The 20,907-nt window shown below is 61.4% G+C and carries 16 protein-coding genes; 9 read left to right on the top strand and 7 right to left on the bottom strand.

The features are described from left to right. Nucleotides 1-148 precede the first annotated feature (148 nt). The 5 genes from panB to AO388_RS08865 all read left to right on the top strand — a co-directional run bounded on the left by panB (nucleotide 149) and on the right by AO388_RS08865 (nucleotide 6,127). Nucleotides 149-949 (top strand): 3-methyl-2-oxobutanoate hydroxymethyltransferase, encoded by an 801-nt coding sequence (gene panB, locus AO388_RS08885; RefSeq protein WP_058416315.1) that lies wholly within the window; start codon nucleotides 149-151, stop codon nucleotides 947-949. Next, nucleotides 946-1,797 carry a pantoate--beta-alanine ligase gene (gene panC, locus AO388_RS08880; RefSeq protein ID WP_058416314.1) on the top strand — a complete coding sequence of 284 codons (852 nt, stop codon included), beginning with the start codon at nucleotides 946-948 and terminating at the stop codon, nucleotides 1,795-1,797. Before panB ends, panC begins: the two co-directional genes overlap by 4 nt. Nucleotides 1,798-2,050: 253 nt before the next feature. Continuing rightward, nucleotides 2,051-3,715 carry a glucose-6-phosphate isomerase gene (pgi, locus tag AO388_RS08875; RefSeq protein ID WP_046719947.1) on the top strand — a complete coding sequence of 555 codons (1,665 nt, stop codon included), beginning with the start codon at nucleotides 2,051-2,053 and terminating at the stop codon, nucleotides 3,713-3,715. Nucleotides 3,716-3,974: 259 nt separating this feature from the next. After that, on the top strand, nucleotides 3,975-4,841 hold the full coding sequence (locus AO388_RS08870; protein WP_058397512.1) for an oxygenase MpaB family protein: 867 nt from the start codon (nucleotides 3,975-3,977) through the stop codon (nucleotides 4,839-4,841). A gap of 107 nt (nucleotides 4,842-4,948) precedes the next feature. Further along, nucleotides 4,949-6,127: an acetyl-CoA C-acetyltransferase gene (locus AO388_RS08865; protein ID WP_044310162.1), complete on the top strand. Its 1,179-nt coding sequence runs from the start codon at nucleotides 4,949-4,951 to the stop codon at nucleotides 6,125-6,127. Between the two features lie 39 nt (nucleotides 6,128-6,166). Here the strand turns inward: AO388_RS08865 and AO388_RS08860 are convergent, their stop codons facing one another. From AO388_RS08860 to ptsP, 3 genes are read right to left on the bottom strand one after another with little or no spacing between them, the layout of a single operon-like run. Further along, entirely contained in the window at nucleotides 6,167-7,909 is a 1,743-nt protein-coding gene (locus AO388_RS08860) for a PTS fructose-like transporter subunit IIB (protein WP_058416313.1), read from the bottom strand. A 12-nt stretch (nucleotides 7,910-7,921) separates the two neighbouring features. Then, complete coding sequence (gene pfkB / locus AO388_RS08855) at nucleotides 7,922-8,863, bottom strand: 1-phosphofructokinase (RefSeq protein ID WP_003430696.1); 942 nt, start codon at nucleotides 8,861-8,863, stop codon at nucleotides 7,922-7,924. Further along, nucleotides 8,863-11,733: a phosphoenolpyruvate--protein phosphotransferase gene (ptsP, locus tag AO388_RS08850; protein ID WP_024661370.1), complete on the bottom strand. Its 2,871-nt coding sequence runs from the start codon at nucleotides 11,731-11,733 to the stop codon at nucleotides 8,863-8,865. The genes pfkB and ptsP overlap by 1 nt, the downstream gene beginning before the upstream one ends. A gap of 354 nt (nucleotides 11,734-12,087) precedes the next feature. On the opposite strand from ptsP, the gene cra reads away from it, so the two are divergent. Continuing rightward, complete coding sequence (gene cra, locus AO388_RS08845) at nucleotides 12,088-13,083, top strand: catabolite repressor/activator (RefSeq protein ID WP_003371318.1); 996 nt, start codon at nucleotides 12,088-12,090, stop codon at nucleotides 13,081-13,083. After that, nucleotides 13,080-13,880, top strand: coding sequence for a TatD family hydrolase (locus AO388_RS08840; protein WP_003371316.1), 801 nt, complete (start codon nucleotides 13,080-13,082; stop codon nucleotides 13,878-13,880). The genes cra and AO388_RS08840 overlap by 4 nt, the downstream gene beginning before the upstream one ends. Nucleotides 13,881-13,914: 34 nt before the next feature. On the opposite strand, the gene ampE is transcribed toward AO388_RS08840, so the two are convergent. The 3 genes from ampE to AO388_RS08825 form a co-directional block, all read right to left on the bottom strand. After that, a complete protein-coding gene (gene ampE, locus AO388_RS08835) occupies nucleotides 13,915-14,751 on the bottom strand; it encodes a regulatory signaling modulator protein AmpE (protein WP_058416312.1) in 837 nt (278 codons plus the stop codon). A 15-nt stretch (nucleotides 14,752-14,766) separates the two neighbouring features. Next, nucleotides 14,767-15,315: a 1,6-anhydro-N-acetylmuramyl-L-alanine amidase AmpD gene (gene ampD / locus AO388_RS08830; RefSeq protein ID WP_003430703.1), complete on the bottom strand. Its 549-nt coding sequence runs from the start codon at nucleotides 15,313-15,315 to the stop codon at nucleotides 14,767-14,769. A gap of 207 nt (nucleotides 15,316-15,522) precedes the next feature. After that, nucleotides 15,523-17,763 (bottom strand): DUF1631 domain-containing protein, encoded by a 2,241-nt coding sequence (locus AO388_RS08825; RefSeq protein WP_058416311.1) that lies wholly within the window; start codon nucleotides 17,761-17,763, stop codon nucleotides 15,523-15,525. A 353-nt stretch (nucleotides 17,764-18,116) separates the two neighbouring features. On the opposite strand from AO388_RS08825, the gene nadC reads away from it, so the two are divergent. Continuing rightward, nucleotides 18,117-18,965, top strand: coding sequence for a carboxylating nicotinate-nucleotide diphosphorylase (gene nadC, locus AO388_RS08820; protein ID WP_044310142.1), 849 nt, complete (start codon nucleotides 18,117-18,119; stop codon nucleotides 18,963-18,965). A gap of 47 nt (nucleotides 18,966-19,012) precedes the next feature. Beyond that, nucleotides 19,013-20,089: a TIGR00266 family protein gene (locus AO388_RS08815; RefSeq protein WP_003430709.1), complete on the top strand. Its 1,077-nt coding sequence runs from the start codon at nucleotides 19,013-19,015 to the stop codon at nucleotides 20,087-20,089. A 223-nt stretch (nucleotides 20,090-20,312) separates the two neighbouring features. Here the strand turns inward: AO388_RS08815 and AO388_RS08810 are convergent, their stop codons facing one another. After that, nucleotides 20,313-20,891 carry a TerD family protein gene (locus AO388_RS08810; protein ID WP_003371304.1) on the bottom strand — a complete coding sequence of 193 codons (579 nt, stop codon included), beginning with the start codon at nucleotides 20,889-20,891 and terminating at the stop codon, nucleotides 20,313-20,315. Nucleotides 20,892-20,907 lie beyond the last annotated feature (16 nt).

Below are 20,907 nucleotides of genomic sequence, written 5' to 3'. Positions count from 1 at the left end.
AAGATAGGCCTCCCGCCGCCACACCACAGGCGAACGGGCGCGAAACAGGCCTTTGCAAAACACCGCGATACGACGGTGTGCCTGCTTTTCCAGGATGACTCTCACGCGCTGAGCACCCGTCTTCACAGCGCCTGATGGAGGACTTTACATGCCGAACATAACCGTTACGTCGCTGCTGGCCATGAAGCAGAAGGGTGAGAAAATCACCATGCTGACCTGCTACGACGCAACTTTCGCCCACACGGCCTCCCAATCGGGTGTCGAAGTGCTGCTGATAGGCGACTCGCTGGGCATGGTCCTGCAGGGTCACGACAGCACCCTGCCTGTTACCACGGCTGAAACGGCGTACCACGTTGCCTGTGTGAAACGCGGCAACCAGGGCGCGATGATTCTCGCCGACCTGCCGTTCATGGCCAACGCAACGCTGGAACAGACCCTGATCAACAGCGCAACGCTGATGCAGGCGGGCGCACACATGATCAAGGTCGAAGGCGCTGCATGGCTGGCCGAGTCGATCCGTTTGCTGGCCGAGCGCGGCATTCCGGTGTGCGCGCACATGGGCCTGACCCCGCAGGCCGTCAACGTGCTGGGCGGCTACAAGGTTCAGGGTCGGCTGGAGGCGCAGGCCAGGCAGATGCGCGCCGATGCAATCGCGCTGGAACAGGCGGGCGCAGCGATGATCCTGCTGGAGTGCGTACCCAGCGAACTGGCTGAGGAAATCACCCAGGCAGTGAAGGTCCCGGTCATCGGCATTGGCGCAGGCAGCGCTACCGACGGTCAGGTCCTGGTGCTGCACGACATGCTCGGCCTGTCCATCACCGGGCGCGTGCCCAAGTTCGTGAAAAATTTCATGACCGGCCAGCCCGACATCCAGTCGGCTATCCGGACCTACGTGGCCGCAGTCAAAGACGTCAGCTTTCCGGCCACTGAACACGGATTCTCGGCATGAACACAGTAAAAACCGTACAGGACCTGCGCGCCGCTGTTGCGCGGGCACGCAGCGAAGGCAAGCGCATCGCGCTGACCCCGACGATGGGCAACCTGCACAGCGGCCACGCCGCGCTGGTCACCAAGGCGGCGCAGCGTGCCGATTTCGTGGTCGCTACCATTTTCGTCAATCCGCTGCAGTTCGGTCCCAACGAAGACCTGGCCACCTACCCTCGCACGCTGGCTGCCGATCAGGAAAAACTCCTGCAGGCCGGCTGCAACCTGCTGTTCACGCCAAGCGTGGAGGAAATGTACCCGCACGGCATGGCCGACCAGACGCTGGTCAGCGTGCCGCACCTGTCGCAAGGCCTGTGTGGCGCCAGCCGCTCCGGCCATTTCGAAGGTGTCGCGACCGTGGTCAGCAAGCTGTTCAACATGGTGCAGCCTGACCTGGCGATCTTTGGTGAAAAAGACTTCCAGCAACTGGCCGTGATTCGGGCCATGGTCCGTGATCTGAACATGCCGATCCAGATCATCGGCGAGCCGACGGTACGTGCCGACGATGGCCTGGCGCTGTCCTCGCGCAACGGTTATCTGAGCGACGATCAGCGCGCCGCGGCACCCGCGCTGTATCAGGCGATTCGCCAGACCGCCGACGCGATCAGGGCCGGCGAGCAGGATTTCGATGCGCTGCTGGCGAGCAAGAGGCAGCAACTGGAGGCCGCCGGTTTTCGTATCGACTATCTGGAGATACGCGATGCCACCAGCCTGCGTCCGACGACTGCCGAGAATCGCGACCTGGTCATCCTCGCAGCGGCATTCCTGGGCAAAACCCGCTTGATCGATAACCTGCACCTGACCAGAAGCTGACAGGATGTGCGCAGGCAATGAACTAAGACACACCGGTAATGCCATACCGGTACAGGTTGCCTGAACCACAGCCGACAGTATTCGAGACAAAACCCCGGTTGCCTGTGTGCGAAAAAGTACCGGGGTCATGTAAGGCGAGGCGCAGACAAACAGGTACGTGAAGGGTAGTCTGCGATGTGTAGCCCGTGAGAAAGCTTGCGACCTCGCTCCAAGAATATCCAAAGACAGAACCAGTTAAAGGAAACCCGCAGCGATGGCGTACTACCGCACTCCTTCCGATGTGACCGCTCTGCCCGCCTGGCAGGCGTTGAACAATCACCGCCAGGCCATGCAGAACTTCAGCATGCGCGAAGCGTTCAACACCGACCCGCAGCGCTTCAGCCAATTCACCCTCAGCAGCGCTGGCCTGTTTCTCGATTATTCCAAAAACCTGATCACCACCGAGACCCGCGACCTGTTGGTCAGCCTGGCTGGCGAAGTGGGCCTCAAGGAGGCGATCAAGGCTCAGTATGACGGCGAGCTGGTCAACTCATCCGAAGGCCGCCCTGCTCTGCACACCGCTCTGCGCCGTCCGGTCGGCGACAAGTTGAAAGTCAACGGCGTCGATGTGATGCCGGACGTACACCGCGTACTCAATCAGATGACCGAACTGGTCGGCCGCATCCATGACGGCCTGTGGCGCGGTTACACCGAAAAACCGATTACCGACGTGGTGAACATCGGCATCGGCGGCTCGTTCCTCGGCCCGGAGCTGGTCTCCGAAGCGCTGGTGGCCTACGCGCACAAGGGTGTCCGCTGCCATTACCTGGCCAACATCGACGGCAGCGAGTTTCACGAGTTGTCGATGAAGATTCGTGCCGAGACCACGCTGTTCATCGTCTCGTCGAAATCCTTCAACACGCTGGAAACCCTGAAAAACGCTCAGGCTGCACGTGCTTGGTACCTGGCGCAGGGCGGCTCGGAAGTCGAACTGCATCGCCACTTCATCGCGGTGTCCAGCAACAACGCGGCGGCAGTGGCCTTCGGCATTCGTGAAGAAAACATCTTCCCGATGTGGGACTGGGTCGGCGGTCGCTATTCGCTGTGGTCGGCCATCGGTCTGCCTATCGCGCTGGCCATCGGCATGTCCAACTTCAAGGAACTGCTGTCCGGTGCCTACACCATGGACCAGCATTTCCAGAGCGCGCCGTTCGAGCAGAACATGCCGGTGTTGCTGGGCTTGCTGGGCGTCTGGTACGGCAATTTCTGGGGCGCACAAAGCCACGCGATTCTGCCGTACGATCACTATCTGCGTAACATCACCAAGCACTTGCAACAACTGGACATGGAATCCAACGGCAAGAGCGTCCGTCAGGACGGTACGCCGACGTCGACCGATACCGGGCCGGTGATCTGGGGTGGCGTGGGCGCCAATGGTCAGCACGCTTACCACCAGTTGCTGCACCAGGGCACGCAGATGATTCCGGCCGACTTCATTGTGCCGATCGTCAGCTTCAACCCGGTTGCCGACCATCACCAGTGGCTGTACGCCAACTGCCTGTCGCAAAGCCAGGCACTGATGATGGGCAAGACCCGCGCAGAAGCCGAAACAGAACTGCGTGAGAAGGGTATGGATGAGCAAGAGGTGCAGAAGCTGGCACCGCACAAGGTCATCCCCGGCAACCGTCCGAGCAATACGCTGGTGGTCGAGCGCATCAGCCCGCGTCGTCTTGGCGCGCTGGTGGCCATGTATGAACACAAGGTGTTCGTGCAGAGCGTGATCTGGGGCACCAACGCCTTTGACCAATGGGGTGTGGAGCTGGGCAAGGAAATGGGCAAGGCGGTCTACCAGCGCCTGACCGGCGGCACCGAAGAGCCGGCTGACGATGCATCGACCCAAGGTCTGATCAACTACTTCCGCGGCCGTCACCGCGGCTGATTTGTCCCTCTCATGGTTATGACCATCGTTCCCACGCTCCGCGTGGGAATGCCGTTCGTGACGCTCTGCGTCACAAAAAGGACGCAAAGCGTCCAGAACTGCATGCCGACGCGGAGCGTCGGCACGATAGTCATTTGGATTTGTGTATAACGTCGACACGATAGTCAGTTGGACTTGTGCATCACAGTGAGCGCTGCGCGCTTGGCATGAGAGCTTCAGTCCGTTTTATCCACGCCCTCCCCGATGCCCTGAGCACGACATGGAATTCATCCGCACCCGCATCGAAACCCAGGTCATCAGCCTTACCGGCCTGGCGCTGGGTCAACTTGATCTGGAAAGCCCCAAGGGCGATCCGGGCCTGTTTGGCCCTCAGGCGGTGTGCTGGAAGGTGCATGGCGATTTCACCAGCATGCTGGTCGGCGGCATCAGCGCATTGATGCTGCAGGCTTTGCACCCGCTGGCACTGGCGGGCATCTGGGACCACTCCAACTTTCGTCAGGACATGCTCGGCCGCCTGCGCCGTACCGGGCAGTTTCTGTCCGGCACCACCTATGGCTCAACGCGAGATGCCAACTGGCTGATCGACAAGGTCCGCAACATTCACCTCAACATCGTCGGCACCGCGCCCGATGGTCGGCCGTATGCCGCCAGCGATCCGGATTTGCTGACCTGGGTGCATGTGGCTGAAGTCAGCAGCTTTCTCGCAGCCCATCTACGCTACCTCAACCCGGATATGTCGCTCGCCGATCAGGACGCGTATTACGCTGAAACAGCGCTGGTTGCCGAGCGACTCGGTGCACGCAACGTTCCACGCTCGCATCAGGCCATCGCTGACTATCTGGCAGACATTCGTGGTCAACTGATCTGTGACGCGCGCAGCCGTGAAGTGCTGCGCCTGCTGCTTGACGCGCCTGCCCCCAACTGGCTGGCCAAGCCGTTTGGCGTGTTGATGATGCGCGCCGGTATCGATCTGCTGCCGGACTGGGCCAGTGACATGCTCGACATCACGCAAAGCCCCTTCAAACGCCGGATGATCCGCCTGGGCGTCAACAGTACTGCGCCCATTCTGCGCTGGGCCGTACGCGACGGATCGGCGCAACGTGCCAGGCGCCGCATGGACGTTTGAACCATACGTGACGGTTTGCGGCAAACCGTGACCGAGCGGTTCACGGTTGGAACCTGCCTGCCTATCTGTGCCACCATGAGCGCTCAATAACAATGAGGATCAGCACCATGCTCGACGTCGTTATCGTCGCCGCCACCCGTACCGCCGTGGGCAGCTTTCAGGGCTCACTGGCCTCTGTCGCCGCAGTCGACCTCGGCGCAGCGGTCATTCGTCAACTGCTTGCCCGCACCGGCGTGGACGGCGCGCAGGTCGATGAAGTCATCATGGGTCAGGTGCTGACCGCAGGCGCTGGTCAGAACCCGGCGCGGCAGGCAGCCATCAAGGCCGGCCTGCCCTTCTCGGTACCGGCCATGACCCTGAACAAGGTCTGCGGCTCCGGCCTCAAGGCCCTGCACCTGGCGACCCAGGCGATCCGCTGCGGCGACGCCGAGATCATCATCGCCGGCGGCCAGGAAAACATGAGTCTGTCCAACTACGTGCTGCCGGGCGCGCGTACCGGTCTGCGCATGGGCCACGCCAGCATGGTCGATACAATGATCACTGACGGCCTGTGGGATGCATTCAATGATTACCACATGGGCATCACCGCCGAGAACCTCGCGCAGCAGTACGATATCAGTCGTGAAGCCCAGGACGAGTTCGCCGCCTTGTCTCAGCAAAAGGCGATGGCTGCGATTGAAGCCGGACGCTTCGCCGATGAGATCACGCCAATCCTGATCCCCCAGCGCAAGGGTGATCCGCTGTCCTTTGCAACAGACGAGCAGCCCCGCGCCGGCACCACCGCCGAGACCCTGGCCAAGCTCAAGCCCGCCTTCAAAAAGGACGGCACGGTCACCGCCGGCAATGCCTCGTCGCTGAACGACGGGGCTGCCGCCGTGATGCTGATGAGTGCCGCCAAGGCCGAGCAACTGGGCTTGCCGGTGCTGGCGCGCATCGCCGCGTATGCCAACGCCGGTGTCGACCCGGCCATCATGGGCATCGGGCCGGTCAGTGCCACGCGTCGCTGCCTGGACAAGGCTGGCTGGTCGCTGGCCGAACTGGACCTTATCGAAGCCAACGAAGCCTTTGCCGCACAGTCCCTGTCGGTGGGCAAGGAGCTGGGGCTGGATCCGCAAAAGCTCAACGTGAATGGTGGCGCTATCGCCCTTGGCCACCCCATTGGCGCGTCGGGCTGCCGCGTGCTGGTGACACTGCTGCACGAGATGATCAGGCGCGATGTGAAGAAGGGCCTGGCCACGCTGTGCATCGGTGGTGGTCAGGGGGTTGCCCTGGCGCTGGAGCGCTAGGGCAGGCAGAAGGCGCGGGACAGCCCGCGCCTTGCATCATCAGGCGGCTGCGGGCGCCACTTCCATGTCAGCAGGCTCCGGACGCTTGATCAGCGCGTAGATCACGCCGGTCAGCACACTGCCGGCGATGATCGCCACCAGATAAAGCAGCGCATGGTTGATCGCGTTGGGGATCAGCATCACGAACAGGCCACCATGCGGTGCCATCAGCTTGCAACCGAAGTACATCGACAACGCACCCGTCAGCGCGCCACCCACGACACTGGCCGGAATCACCCGCAACGGGTCCTTGGCAGCGAAGGGAATGGCACCTTCCGAGATGAAGCACAGCCCCAGCACGAACGCCGCCTTGCCTGCTTCACGCTCGCTCTGGGCGAACTTGCGGCGGGCCAGGATCGTGGCGATGCCCATGCCGATGGGCGGCACCATACCGGCAGCCATCGCTGTAGCCATCGGCGCGTAGCTCTGGGACGCCAGCAAACCGACCGAGAACGCATAGGACGCCTTGTTGATCGGCCCACCGAGGTCGACGCACATCATTGCGCCCAGCACCACGCCCAACAGGATCGCGTTGGTGGTGCCCATGCTGTCGAGGAAGTGCGTCAAGGCTTCGAGCATCCCGGCAACCGGCTTGCCGACCACGTAAATCATCACCAGACCGGTGAACAGGCTCGACAGCAACGGGATGATCAGAATCGGCTTGAGCGCTTCGACACTGGCCGGCAGACGTGCGTAGCGGTTGATCGCGGCAGCACTGTAACCGGCCAGAAAGCCTGCAACGATACCGCCAATGAACCCGGCACCCAGCGTACTCGCCAACAGACCACCGATCATGCCGGGTGCCAGCCCCGGACGGTCAGCAATCGAATAGGCGATGTAACCGGCCAGCAACGGCACCATCAGTTTGAACGCCGCTTCCCCACCGATCTGCATCAGTGCAGCAGCCAGCGTGCCCGGCTCTTTGAACGCGGTGATACCGAACACGAAGGAAAGAGCGATCAACAGCCCGCCCGCCACGACCATCGGCAGCATGAACGACACGCCGGTCAGCAGGTGCTTGTAGACGCCCGTCTTTTCTTGTCTGGCGGGTGACTTGGCGGTGGCCTCATCGGATTCCACCTGCCCTTCCGACAGGGCTTTTTTCAGGGTCGCCTCGGACTGCTTGAGGGCGATCCCGGTGCCGCAACGGTAGATCTTCTTGCCGGCAAAGCGGTCGGTATTGACCTCGATATCCGCCGCCAGCAGCACCACGTCGGCATCGGCGATGGCCTTGGCGCTGAGCGGGTTGCGCGCACCGACCGAACCCTGGGTTTCGACTTGCAGGTCGTAATTCAGACGCTTGGCAGCCTGCTGGATCGCTTCGGCCGCCATGAACGTGTGCGCGACGCCGGTCGGACAAGCCGTGATCGCAACGATGCGCGGTTGCGCGCCCGTATCACCGCTTGCCTGAGGCGCCGCTGCTTCGGACGCCACATGCACCTGCGCTTCTCGCTCGGCGCGCTGCAGAAAACTGTCGACATCCTGCAACGCATGCGCAGGCGAATCCTGAAACAGGCGTTTGCCGACAAAGCGGCTCAGGTCCACCGGACCGGTATTGACCACGAGGACAAGATCGGCGGCTTCGATGTCCTGAGCGGACAAGTGCTGATCGGCCTTATTGGGATCGATGATTTCGACGCTGGTTTCCCAGCCCTGGCGCAGGGCCGCCGCTTCGAGCAATCGTGCGCTGAGTACGCTGCTGACCTTGCCGTTCGGGCAGGCCGTAACTATGGCTAACTTCATGACGATCCTCTCTTATTGTTCTGAAAGGCTGCGTACAGTGACGCCGCCTTCAAGCCGTTTGAGTTGCGCGGCATCGGTGATACCGAAACCGATCTGGGTCACCGCCATGGCGGCAATCGCTGTGGCAGTGCGCAAGGTCTTCTGCGGCTCTTGACCGCTGATCAAGCCGTGCACCATGCCTGCCAGCAGCGAGTCACCCGCACCGACCGTACTGGCCACGGTGACCTTGGGCGGCAGTGAATGCAGTGCCACGCTCGGGCTGAACCAGTGCACGCCTTCGGAGCCTTGAGAGATCACCACATGCTCGATGCCCTGCGCCTGCAAACGCGCAGCCGCCTCGGCTTGTGCAGCGATGGAGATGATCGGTGCGTCGAGCGCATCAGCCAGCTCTTCGGTATTGGGTTTGATCAGCCAGGGCCCGGCCTTCAGACCGGCACGCAAGGCCAGACCACTGCTGTCCAGCGCCACTTTCAGACCGAGGTCCTTGAGCATCAGCAACAGTTTTTGCAGCCACTCCGGCGTGACACCGCGCGGCAGACTGCCCGCCACGACCACCACGTCGAAACCCTGAGCGATCTGTTCAACGCGAGTGAACAGCGCCTGCTGAGCCTCTTCACTGACCTGGGGGCCCGGGCCGTTCAAGTCGGTGATGCGGCCACTGCCTTCGGCCAGCTTGATGTTGCTGCGCGTTTCGCCCGGCACCCGGACAAACTCGTCGACGAACTGACGGCGCTCGAACAACGCCTCGAACGCTTGCTGATTATCAACACCGAGAAAACCGGCAACGGTCAGGTCATGGCCCAGATCAGCCAGCACCTGCGCCACATTCAGGCCTTTGCCCGCGGCGTGAGTGAGCATCGCCGTGCTGCGGTTGACCTGGCCCAGCTCCAACTGCCCCAACTGTACAGTCAGGTCCAGCGCCGGGTTCATGGTCAGGGTAAGAATCTTCGCCATTACACAGCCTCCACAAGCGCGCGGACTTCAGCGGCGCTGCCCGCCGTCAGCGCATTTTGCGCCAGTTGCTGAGCGCTGCTCAGGGTCAGTTCACGTACGCAGGCCTTGACCTCGCCAATGCTGCGCGCCGAAACACTCAACTCATCCACGCCCAGACCGACCAGAATCGGCACGGCCAGCGGGTCTGCAGCCAGCTCACCGCACACGCCCACCCATTTGCCGTTGGCATGCGCAGCGCGCACGGTCATGTCGATCAGTTGCAGCACCGACGGGTGCAGGCCGTCAGCCTGGGCCGACAGCGTCGGGTGGCCGCGGTCGATGGCCATGGTGTATTGCGTCAGGTCATTGGTGCCGATGCTGAAGAAGTCCACTTCCTTCGCCAGCACCGGAGCGATCAGCGCCGCCGATGGCACCTCGATCATGATCCCCAGTTGCAGGTCGCTGACCGGAATTTCCTCGCGCAGGCGCTGGGTCATGTCCCGCGCCTGACGCCACTCTTCAAGCGTGCCAATCATCGGGAACATGATGCGCAGCGGGCCGCTGTCTGCCGAACGCAACAGGGCGCGAAGCTGGCTTTCCATGACGTCAGGGCGCTGCAGGGTGAGACGGATACCGCGGACGCCGAGGAACGGGTTTTCCTCTTTGGCGATCGGCCAGTAAGGCAGCGGCTTGTCGCCACCGACGTCCAGCGTACGCACCACCAGCGGACGCCCGCCCAGATCGGTCAACACGCGGCGGTATTCAGCTTCCTGCGTAGCTTCATCGGGCGCCTGGGAATGCGCCATGAACAGCAGTTCGGTACGCAGCAGGCCGACGCCTTCCGCGCCCTGCTCCACGGCGGCCGGTGTGCCGGTGCTGTCGCCGATATTGGCGAAGACTTCGACAGCATGACCATCGCGCGTCACGGCGGGCTCCATGCGTGCTTCGGCTGCCGCCTTGAGACGCTGCTCACGCGCGTCACGGTCCTGAACTGCGCGCTGCAGAGTCGCCTCGTCAGGCGCGACGGTCAGCCGTCCGCGCTGGCTGTCGAGCAGCAGTACGGTGCCCGGCTTGAGCAGCAACACTTCATCACCAGCCCCTACCAGTGCAGGAATGCCCAGCGCACGCGCCACGATGGCGCTGTGCGCGGTGGCACCGCCACGTGCGGTGAGAATACCGGCGACCTGCGCCGGGTCGAGACGGGCAACGTCGGACGGGCCGACTTCGTCCATCACCAGAATGTAGGGTTCGTCCGGGGCCGCAACGGTTTCGACGCCACAGATCTGCGCCAGTACGCGGCGACCGACGTCACGCAGGTCTGCGGCGCGCTCGGCCAGCAACGCGTCCTTTAGCTGTTCCTGCTGAACGGCAGCGGTCTCGATGACCGTGGCCCACGCAGCCGCCGCGCTTTCGTCGTTATTGAGGCGCACCTCGACTTCGTTGGTCAGTTCCGGGTCTTCGAGCATCTCCTGGTGGGTGATGAAGATTTCCCGGATGGCCTTTGATTTGCTGCGCTGAATGAGATTTTCGATATCGCTGCGTACTTCGCCAATCGCCTTGTGCAAGCGCTCGCGCTCGGCAGCCACCGACTCACCCCGCTGCGGATAATCGAAGCTTTGCAGCACTTGAATATGCGCCGGCCCCATGGCAATGCCCGGTGAAGCAGAAACGGCCTGCAACACGCTGCCTGCTGGCGGAGCGCTGAGCGGTTTGGCAGCCGCCGGGGCCGGCGCTGGCGCAGCCTCGGTCTGCGAGACAGCAGGCAAGGGTTCGACTTCCTCGCCCAGACCTTGCTCAACGGCAGCGATCAGGGCTGGCAACGCGTCGTCGGCGATGGTCGGCTCGGCAATGAATTCCAGCGTCTGACCACGGCGCGCACCGAGGCTGAGCAGCTTGCTCAGGCTCTTGGCCGACACGGCGGCTTCGCCGGTTTCCAGCACACGCATGCGGATCTCGCCGTCAAACTCCTTGGCCAGCTGCGCCAGTATCTTCGCCGGGCGAGCGTGCAGGCCATGGGCGTTGGCCAGCTGAATCTGCCGGGTCGGCCACTCGGCGGGCAGTTCGCCGCCGAGCGCCTCCAGCACGGCGCGACTGTTGGTGGCGTGACCCAACTCGTGGCCACGGCCTTCGATCAGCAACAGACACAGACGCTCGAGCAGCGCCTGATGCGCCTCACCGAGGCTGGCCAGGCAGAACAGACCGGTCAGCGGCTGACCCAGGTAGCGCATGGGTTTGTCGGGGGTGACGAACGCCAGACCGGGACGCTTGACGGTTTGCTCGCTGTGCAGCCACCAGAGGCCATCACCCAGCGACAACGCTTCCACTTGCTGGAGCACAGCGGCAAAACCGTTACTCACGCAGTCGGCCTTGCGCAACAGGCGTGCGCCGCGCCAGACCAGTTCTTCGAAATCGTCGGCCGAAACGCCGAGGCTGATCATCTGGGCGTCGAGTGCCAGTTCCTGCGGAGCGCCCTGCAATAGCTTGAGCAGGTCTTCCGGGGTCTTCGCTTCGCGCAGCGCCTGGCCGAGGTCCTCTTCACCCAGTGCGCGCGTCAGCAGTTGCAGCAAACGCAAGTGCTCGTCGGATTTGGCAGCGATACCAATCGCCAGGTAAACCATTTGTCCGTCGCCCCAGTCCACCCCTTCGGGGAACTGCATCAGACGCACACCGGTGGTGAACACCAGGTCGCGGGTTTCGGGTGTACCGTGTGGGATGGCGATGCCCTGACCGAGAAAGGTCGAGCCTTGCTGCTCACGGTTCATCAGCCCGGTGAGGTAGCCCTCGGCAACCAGACCATCAGCGACCAGGTGGTCGGCAATCAGCTTAAGTGCGGCAGTTTTATCCACAGCCGACTGGGCCATGGATATTTGCTCCAGAGTGAGTTCGAGCATTGCCTTGACTCCTGTGCAGCGCCAAGGCGCCACCTGATTCTTGTTTTAATGACGATCACGTGATCGACAGCTTAGGGGGATGAGGGTGATATCTTTCCGAGCATCGTATCGGACATCACTTTCATCTCGATTGCAGCAGACAACAGGCGTGCTGAATCGTTTAATCTAGAATTGCCCGGCACGTTACTCGATTCTGCGGATTCATTGAAGCCCGGACGGCGCGATCACTGTGGGACAATTCCCAAAATACGTGAAGTACTTGGGAATTTCCTACGGTCTGGTGTAAAGATCAGCGCCATGAAAAAAATAACTCGATTGTCCTGAGCCGCGTACCTAATAAAAGGAAATTCCGGGGTGAAACTGAGCGATATCGCACGTCTGGCAGGTGTTTCTGTCACTACGGCCAGTTACGTGATCAATGGCAAGGCCGAAAAACAGCGCATCAGTCCGGCAACGGTCGAGCGTGTCAAAGCCGTGGTCGAGCAGCACGACTTCCGACCCAACCCGCAAGCGGCGGGCCTGCGCAGCCGTCATAGCAAGACACTGGGCTTCATCCTGCCCGACCTGGAAAACCCCAGCTATGCACGCATTGCCAAATTGCTCGAGCAAGGCGCGCGCAGCCTCGGTTATCAATTGCTGATCGCCAGCTCCGATGACGACCCCGCCAGCGAACTGCAACTGTTGCAGCTGTTCCGCGCCCGCCGTTGCGACGCGCTGCTGGTGGCCAGCTGCCTGCCGACCGGTGACGACAGTTACCGGGAATTGCAGCTCAAGGGCACGCCGATCATCGCCATCGACCGGGAAATGAATCCCGAGTTTTTCTGCTCGGTGGTCAGCGATGACCATGACGCCTGCCAGCAACTGACCCACAGCCTCCTGCAAACCCGACCGCGACATATCGCCCTGATCGGCGCACGCCCTGAACTGAGCATCAGTCGCGCGCGTGCAGCCGGCTTCGAACATGCACTCGACGGGTTTACCGGCGCCACCATCATCGAGCACGGCGAAGCGTTCAGCCGCCAGTGTGGTCAGCGTTTGATGACCGAACTGCTACAGCGCCAGGGACATTTTCCGGACGCGTTGATCACAACGTCTTATGTGCTGCTGCAAGGCGTGTTCGATGTGCTGCAAAGTCAGGTGCTGCAATCGCCTCCACTGCATCTGGGCACCTTCGGCGATACGCAGTTGCTCGATTTTCTGCCGTTGCCCGTCAACGCCATGGCTCAGCAACACCAGTTGATCGCCGACAAGGCCCTGCAACTGGCGCTGGCCGCTATCGAGAAGGACGATTACCAGCCCGGCGTGCATGCGATTGCCAGGGCTTTCAAGCAACGTATTCACGAGGCGTGACTGTGACGCTGATCGATACCCATACCCACCTGGATTTTCCGGATTTCGATGCCGACCGCGCTCAGGTTCTGGACAACTGTCTGACGCTTGGCGTTGAGCGCATGGTGGTGCTCGGGGTGTATCAGCGTAACTGGCAGCGGCTCTGGGAGCTGACCGAAGCCAACCCCGCCCTGCACGCAGCGTTCGGCATGCATCCGGTGTACATCGATGAGCACCGTACCGAACACCTGACCGAGCTGGGCGACTGGCTGACGCGCCTGAAAGGCCATCCGCAGTTATGTGCGGTGGGTGAGATCGGTCTGGATTATTACGTAGAGCGCCCGGACAAGGCGCGTCAGCAGACGCTCTTTGACGCGCAATTGCAGCTGGCAGCGGACTTCAACCTGCCCGCCTTGCTGCACGTGCGCCGCAGCCATGCCGATGTGATCTCGACGCTCAAGCGCCACAAACCAAAACGCAGCGGCATCATTCACGCCTTTGCCGGCAGCCGCGAAGAGGCACGCGAATACATCAAACTGGGGTTCAAACTGGGTCTGGGCGGAGCGGCGACCTGGCCGCAGGCACTGCGCATGCATCGGGTCATCGCCGAACTGCCGCTGGACAGCGTGGTGCTGGAAACCGACTCACCGGACATGGCGCCCGCCATGCATCCCTACCAGCGCAACAGCCCGCAGCACTTGCCCGACATTTGCGAGGCCATCGCGGAGCTGATGAAGATCAGCCCCCAGCGACTGGCCCAGGCGAGCACGGACAACGCCTGCGAACTGTTCGACTGGCCTCGCCTGTCACACACCTGATGTCACCTGCCTGACCTGTGCGGCCAGGATCGGATCAGAGCAGAAGGGTCCACAGGGCAAACCCTGCGTACCAGACCACCGCCGCACGTACCAGCAGCTCCCAGAGCATGTCGAGGCCGGTGACGCCCTGCGCGCCCATCATCGGCGGCGGAACCTCGCTGGCGGCGCAGCCAACGCGCGTAATCAATTGCGCAGCACTGATGTTCCAGTTCAGCAGTTCATGCAGCATCACCCGGGTGACCGCCACAAAATTGCCGACTAATGCGAAGCTGGCGGCGAGCAACCTGACCGGCACCCAGTCAAAGGCATGGCGCAACTGCCCTGCGCGCTCGACCAGTGCTGGAGTCTTGCCGTGCTCGGCAGCAAGTGCCAATAGCCTGTAGGCCAGCGCAGCCACCGGGCCGAGTACGAAGTACCAGAAAATCACGGCGAAGAAACTCTGAAACGCCTGCCAGAGCAGGTAGCCCTGCACACCCTGCAGCAATTGCTCGCTGTTGTCCGCCTGCACGCCCATGTCGCGCTCGGCCACGTGCACCGCAGCCTGCGCATCGCCACGTCGGCAGGCATCGCGAAACGGCCCGAGCACCGCAACCAGATCAACCCGGCCAAGGCTGTAGATCAACACCAGCAGGTGAATGGGCAGAACCAGCCAGCCATAGGCTACCGAGCCGATGATGGTCAGCGCCAGTTGCAGGATCAGCACGGGCACGAGCACCAGCAGCGCCAGCATCAACCAGGGACGTGTCGAGGTCCGCGGGCTGGCCTCGAGCTTTGCCAGTTCTTTCAGCCACGGCCCGTCACGCTGAGCGCGCTGACGCAGGGCAGAAAACTTTTCGATAAGAACGGCCAGCAGTAGCACCAGAAAACTCATTGTTCGTCCCTCACATCAATCCAGCAAAGCCGCTCGAAACCTGGCCCAGTCAAAACAGGGCCCAGGATCAGTCTTGCGTCCCGGCGCCACGTCACTGTGACCACAGATACGCTCGGGGGTGATCGCCTCGAATGCCTGGCGCAACTGTCGCGTCAGGTCGATCAGCGCGTGGTATTGCGCATCGGTGAAAGGCTGGTCATCCGTCCCCTCCAGTTCGATGCCGACAGAAAAGTCATTACACCCTTCCCGGCCCTGAAAACAGGAAACGCCGGCGTGCCATGCACGATCAAGACAAGAGACGAACTGAATGACCTCGCCATCACGTTCAATCAGAAAATGCGCTGAAACGCGCAGATCGGCAATCCCCACAAAGTAGGGATGCTCGTCGGTGTCGAGCCGGTTCTGAAAGAAAGCCTGCACCTTGCCGGTCTTGAATTGCGCTGGCGGCAGGCTGATGTTGTGGATCACCAGCAGCGAGATTTCGCCTTCGGGTCGCGCATTGAAGTTGGGCGAGGGGCAATGCTGCACGCCGTCGCACCAGCCGCTTGCGGAGTCCAGTTGCATGAATGCTCCTTGAACGGGGGTAAATAAGTAGCGCTGATTATGCCCGTGACAGCAGCTGACGTGGGGGTTGGGGTACGGATCCGCGATGTAGGAAACACGCCGTAGATGCAGGGATCTGTGACGGAGNCGACGCGAGGCGTCGGCACGCTGGTCAATCGGCTGCCTGACGATCAGCAGCGCAGACGAACGATAGTTTTAATCAGTCAATCAGGCACCCTTGAGGTTGCGCAGGTTGCTGATGACGGACTCCAGAGCCCGATCGAAGAGTAGCGCGTCGTCGAGAATACGCACCGCACCGCGACGAAATTCGACGGCAAGGCCGGTGCGGGTCTTTTCCAGAACCTTCATGCCGGTACGATTGACGAACACATAACGTCCGGTAGGCTCGACAATCGCGGTCAACTTGCAACGCAGCTTGTGCTCTTCATCTTCCTGAATCTCGACCCAGCAACCGACCCGCAACTTGTCGACCATCTGCAGGCCTGCATCGTCATCGGGTAGCTGAACCACCGGTTCATTGAGCATCTGCTCTTCAGGAGTAATCAGAACGATTTCCTCGACCACCGCCATCATCGGCGGGCCTTCGACGGCCAGGCCGTCTGCCTGAACGGTATCGCCCTCGCCTTCCTGCAGGCGCGAGAAGTGCTGGAAAGCCTGGACATGCAGCGACTCCAGCTGGCTGAAGAATTCGCTGGTGGCAAAGGGGTCAAACGCGGCGCTGGTCAAGCCATCACGCAGCGACTTGAGCAGTCCCGGAACCAGCTCCAGCAAGCGCTGCAGAGCCTGCGGGTCGTCGTGCAGCTCGACGCTCCAGATCAACTCGTCCATGGTCTCCAGCCCGGCCTGCCACTCGCTGGACTCTTCGCCATGCTTGAGACAGGTCAACAGCAGGACCTTGCTCCAGGCCTCCTGCAACAGCCGCACAACCACCTCGGGCAAGGTTTTGCCCAATAGGCGCTGATTCAGCTCATGCTGCACCTGCTGCCTGGCCAATTCGGCTCGGGCGCGCCCTTCTTCGGCATCGCGGGTGCGCTGCTCGAGCAACTCGCTGCGGCGACGCTCGTCACTGGTGAAGGCCAGAAAATCCGCCAGCAATTCGGAAAAAATTGCCGGGTCATCGACAAAATCATTGAGCAGGCGCTGCACGATCTGCTCGACACGCTGATACAGCGAGTCGCGCTGATAGTCGTCACGACCGCCCCAGCCCAATGCGGCAGTGGCAATTTCGTTAAGCAGGCGACGGGCAGGATGACTGCCGCGGCTGAAGAAGCTTTTGTCGATGACAGCCACTTTGAGCATCGGAATCTGCAGACGCCCGATCAAAGCACGCAGTGAAGGCGTCAGGTTGCGGTCATCGAGAATGAACTCGAACAGCATGGCGATCAGGTTGATGACGTCCTCGTCACCGACACCGACGATTCTGGATTTGCCGGTCTTGACGTTGACTCGCGTCAGCAGTTGTTCCAACTGATTGCGCAGGTCGAAATCGTCTGAAGTCTCCTGCGACGGCACATATTGCTGCAGGTGAGACAGCAGGCGCAGCAGGTCCCGGCTGGAAATCGGACGCACTTCGGCGTTGGGCTCATGACGCGGCGCGAGATTACCGCGCACGTGCAGCAGCAGTTCCTGCAACGCCGAGAAGACCTCCTGCACACCCTTGTCGAGCTTGTCGGCGGCTTCGTTCAAGGCAGGGTCGGACATCTCGGAGACACGACTTCTGGGCGCCGCCCTGTCGGATGAACGACGGGCCGGCAATGCTTTCATGTTCGGTAATACACCTGTGGCAATCAGCAACTGATTGGCTTCGCTGTACAGGTCGTCCGTATTGGTCAGGACGTACTTCTCGAACAGTTTGAGAATGATCAGCTTGACCTTGATCTCGACGCCAAGGCTGCGCCCGGCGTCCAGAAAGAACCTGCACAGCATCGCCGGCCCCAGGGGGTTGGAGTCTTCGGCGATGGCTTGCGGAATGAGCACGTTCAGGCGTGCAGTGAGCTGCCCCAGAGCGAGGGCGTCACGGCTCATGACCTTGCTGACCATAGCGTCCACGGCCACGGTCTTCTCGAGATCGTCGTTGTGCACCAGCGACAGCTTGTCGAAGGACACAGGGGCTGGAAGCACAGGCTCCTGAATCTGATACTGGCCCAGGACCAGAAAGGACTCGTAGAACTTGTCGAGGAAGCCACGTTCTATGCTTTTGCGCTTGAGACGCAGGTCACGCATGGCTTCAAAAAAGATGTTCTGCTCAGTGTTGCTGCGGGCGCGGTCAGCCATTTCGAACAGCGTATCGTCGGCGTTATCGAACAACGCCTGCAATGCATCCTTGAGCTGCTGGGCCGCCTTGTCGCGAACCTGCAACAACACAACGGGTAACCGGGCCAACGGAGTACCCGCCCCCTGCAAAGGGAACGATTTGCTCAACGGCACTACTTTTTCGTCGTTTGGCATTACACCCCCTGACAGGAAACAACCTGAACCCCATCACAAACGTGGCTTGTTACCCTCGCACTGTGAAGCGACCCCCTTGGCCTTGCACAACGTCAAACTCATGGCGTCAATTACAAGTCGGATTATCTTTCAAAACTTGTCATCAACGCCAGTGAGACTTTTCTTTCACTCTCGCGAATGAAGCGGCAAGGCATTCATGTGCAGCGATAGACCGCGATATTCGCTTTCCATCGCAAACGAATTTGCCAAACCGACCAACTGCACGTTTCCAGGGGTAACACCCTGGCATGGCGCAGGTGGGTAAGCGGGATGCGGTGCCTTATACTCGAACGACTTTGCTACTGGAGCCCGCTATGCCGAATTTACGAATTGCCGACCTGACCGCCGAGATCGAGGCCAATGTGCGTCGCGCATTGCTGGAGGATGTCGGCAGCGGCGATATCACCGCCCAATTGATTCCGGCAGAACGGCTGGCCAAGGCCACTATCATTTCCCGCGATGCAGCGGTGATCGCCGGTACTGCCTGGGTCGATGCGGTCTTCCGGCAACTGGACCCGCGCGTCGCCGTGCACTGGCAAGTGACCGATGGCGACCGTGTCAGTCCCAATCAGGCGCTGTTTCACCTTGAAGGCCCGGCCCGCTCGCTGTTGACCGGCGAACGCAGCGCGCTCAATTTTCTGCAGATGCTCTCGGGAGTGGCCACCCGGGCGCAGTACTTCGCGGACATGGTCGCGGGCACTCAGGTCAAACTGCTGGATACCCGCAAGACCCTGCCGGGCCTGCGCCTGGCGCAGAAATACGCGGTCACCTGCGGCGGCTGTCATAACCATCGCATCGGGCTGTACGACGCGTTTCTGATCAAGGAAAACCATATCGCAGCCTGTGGCGGCATCGCTCAGGCAATAGAAGCGGCGCACCGAATTGCCCCCGGCAAGCCTGTTGAAGTCGAGGTGGAAAGCCTGAGTGAGCTCAGGCAGGCGCTGGACGCAGGCGCCGACATCATCATGCTCGATGAATTGAGCCTTGATGACATGCGCGAGGCTGTGCGCCTTACCGCAGGCCGTGCCAGTCTTGAAGCCAGCGGCGGCATCAATGACGACACCCTGCGGGTGATTGCAGAAACGGGTGTCGATTACATTTCCATCGGTGCGATGACCAAGGACGTGAAAGCCGTGGACCTGTCCATGCGCCTGAGCCTCTGACGCATCGCGCACAGCCAACTGTCACTATTCGCTCGGGAGTAGACGCTTTGGAACAATGGTTTGTGATGAACGCGGGCAAGCAACTCGGCCCGATGGACGCGGATGCTGCGCGGCTGATTGCCCGTGAGTCGCCCGGCGCGTGGTGCTGGAAGCAGGGCATGCCGGACTGGCAGCCGATCTATCAGGTGCCGCAGGTGCGCGCCATGAAGAAGGACGGGGTGACGCCTTTTCCTGATCCGACGCCGGACATGATCCAGCCCAGGCCGTCCGCGCTGCCGGCGCAGGCAGCCCCGACACCCGCGCCGGCCTCTGTGCCCGCCAGACGCCCTTCGTTTACGCCCGACCCGAACGCCTCGGGCGGCTATGGCCTGGCGCAGACCACCGATGGCGTGGACTTCAAGCTGTACGGCACGGAAACCCAGTTCATCGAACTGGAGCTTGACCCTGGCGAAAGCGCCGTCGCCGAAGCCGGAGCGATGATGTACAAGACCTGCGACGTGCAGATGGAGACCATCTTCGGCGACGGCAGCAATCAATCGTCCGGGCTGCTGGGTTCGCTGTTCGGTGCAGGCAAGCGCATGCTGACCGGCGAAAGCCTGTTCACTACGGTGTTTTCGCAACAGGGTTCAGGCAAGGGCCGCGTGGCGTTTGCAGCGCCCTACCCCGGCACGATACTGCCGCTCAACCTGCGCGACTTCGGCGGCAGGCTGATCTGTCAGAAAGACAGTTTTCTGGCTGGCGCCAAGGGCGTCTCCATCGGTATCCAGTTCCAGAAGAAAATCCTCACCGGTCTGTTCGGGGGCGAAGGTTTCATCCTGCAAAAGCTGGAAGGTGACGGCTGGGTGTTCGTGCACATGGGCGGCACGGTGCGCAAGATCGAACTGGCGGCAGGCGAAGCGCTGGACGTCGACACCGGATGCCTGGCAGCCATGACCCAGACCGTCGATTACGATATCCGCACGGTCGGTGGCGGCATCAAGTCGATGCTGTTCGGCGGCGAAGGGGTTTTCTTCGCCAGACTGACCGGCCCCGGCACAGTATGGCTGCAAAGCCTGCCCTTCTCCCGACTGGCCGGGCGCATGCTGGCCGCAGGACCATCGGGTGTGGGCAGAAGCGAACGTTAACTTCAGCACTACGTTATTGGACCGAAGACTGTGCTGCGCACTTGCAACTATCGTGCGACGTTCTGCGTCGCATGCTGTTCTGGACGCTCCGCGTCCTCTTGACGACGCAGAGCGTCGTGAAGTGCATTCCCACGCTGGAGCGTGAGGAACGATAGCTATGATCAGCACCCAATAAAAAAACCCCGCCATCGCTGGCGGGGTTTTTATTGGGCGCTGCTCGGGTTTAGCCGATTGCCACGCCGTGAGCTTCTGCCAACGGCTTCAGACCGCCGGCAAAGCCCTGGCCAATGGCCTTGAACTTGAACTCTTCGCCATTGCGATACAACTCGCCGAAGATCATCGCGGTTTCGGTCGATGCATCTTCCGACAGGTCGTAACGAGCAACTTCCTTGCCGTCAGCCTTGTTCACAACGCGGATGTAAGCGTTGGAAACCTGGCCAAAGCTTTGCTTGCGCTCTTCAGCGGAATGGATGGTAACCGCGAAAACCAGCTTCTTCACTGCCGCTGCCAGGCCAGTGAGCTTGACCGTTACCGACTCGTCATCGCCCTCGCCAGCGCCTGAACGGTTATCGCCCAGGTGCTCGACTGAACCATCAGCCGACTTCTTGTTGTTGTAGAAAATGAAACTGCTGTCGTCCAGCACTTTGCCATTTTCGCCAACGATGAAGATCGAAGCATCCAGGTCGAACTCGGTGCCATCGGTCACACGCGGATCCCAGCCCAGGCCCACGGTGATTTCTGTCAGGCCAGGAGCCTCTTTGGACAGGGAAACGTTGCCACCTTTACTCAGACTTACTGCCATGTTCTTGATCCTTTCC

Source organism: Pseudomonas sp. ICMP 10191 (genome assembly GCF_001467335.1).
Lineage (GTDB): Bacteria > Pseudomonadota > Gammaproteobacteria > Pseudomonadales > Pseudomonadaceae > Aquipseudomonas > Aquipseudomonas cerasi.
The sequence above is the reverse complement of the archived record's forward strand: the minus strand, read 5'-3'. Positions and strand labels throughout refer to the sequence as shown.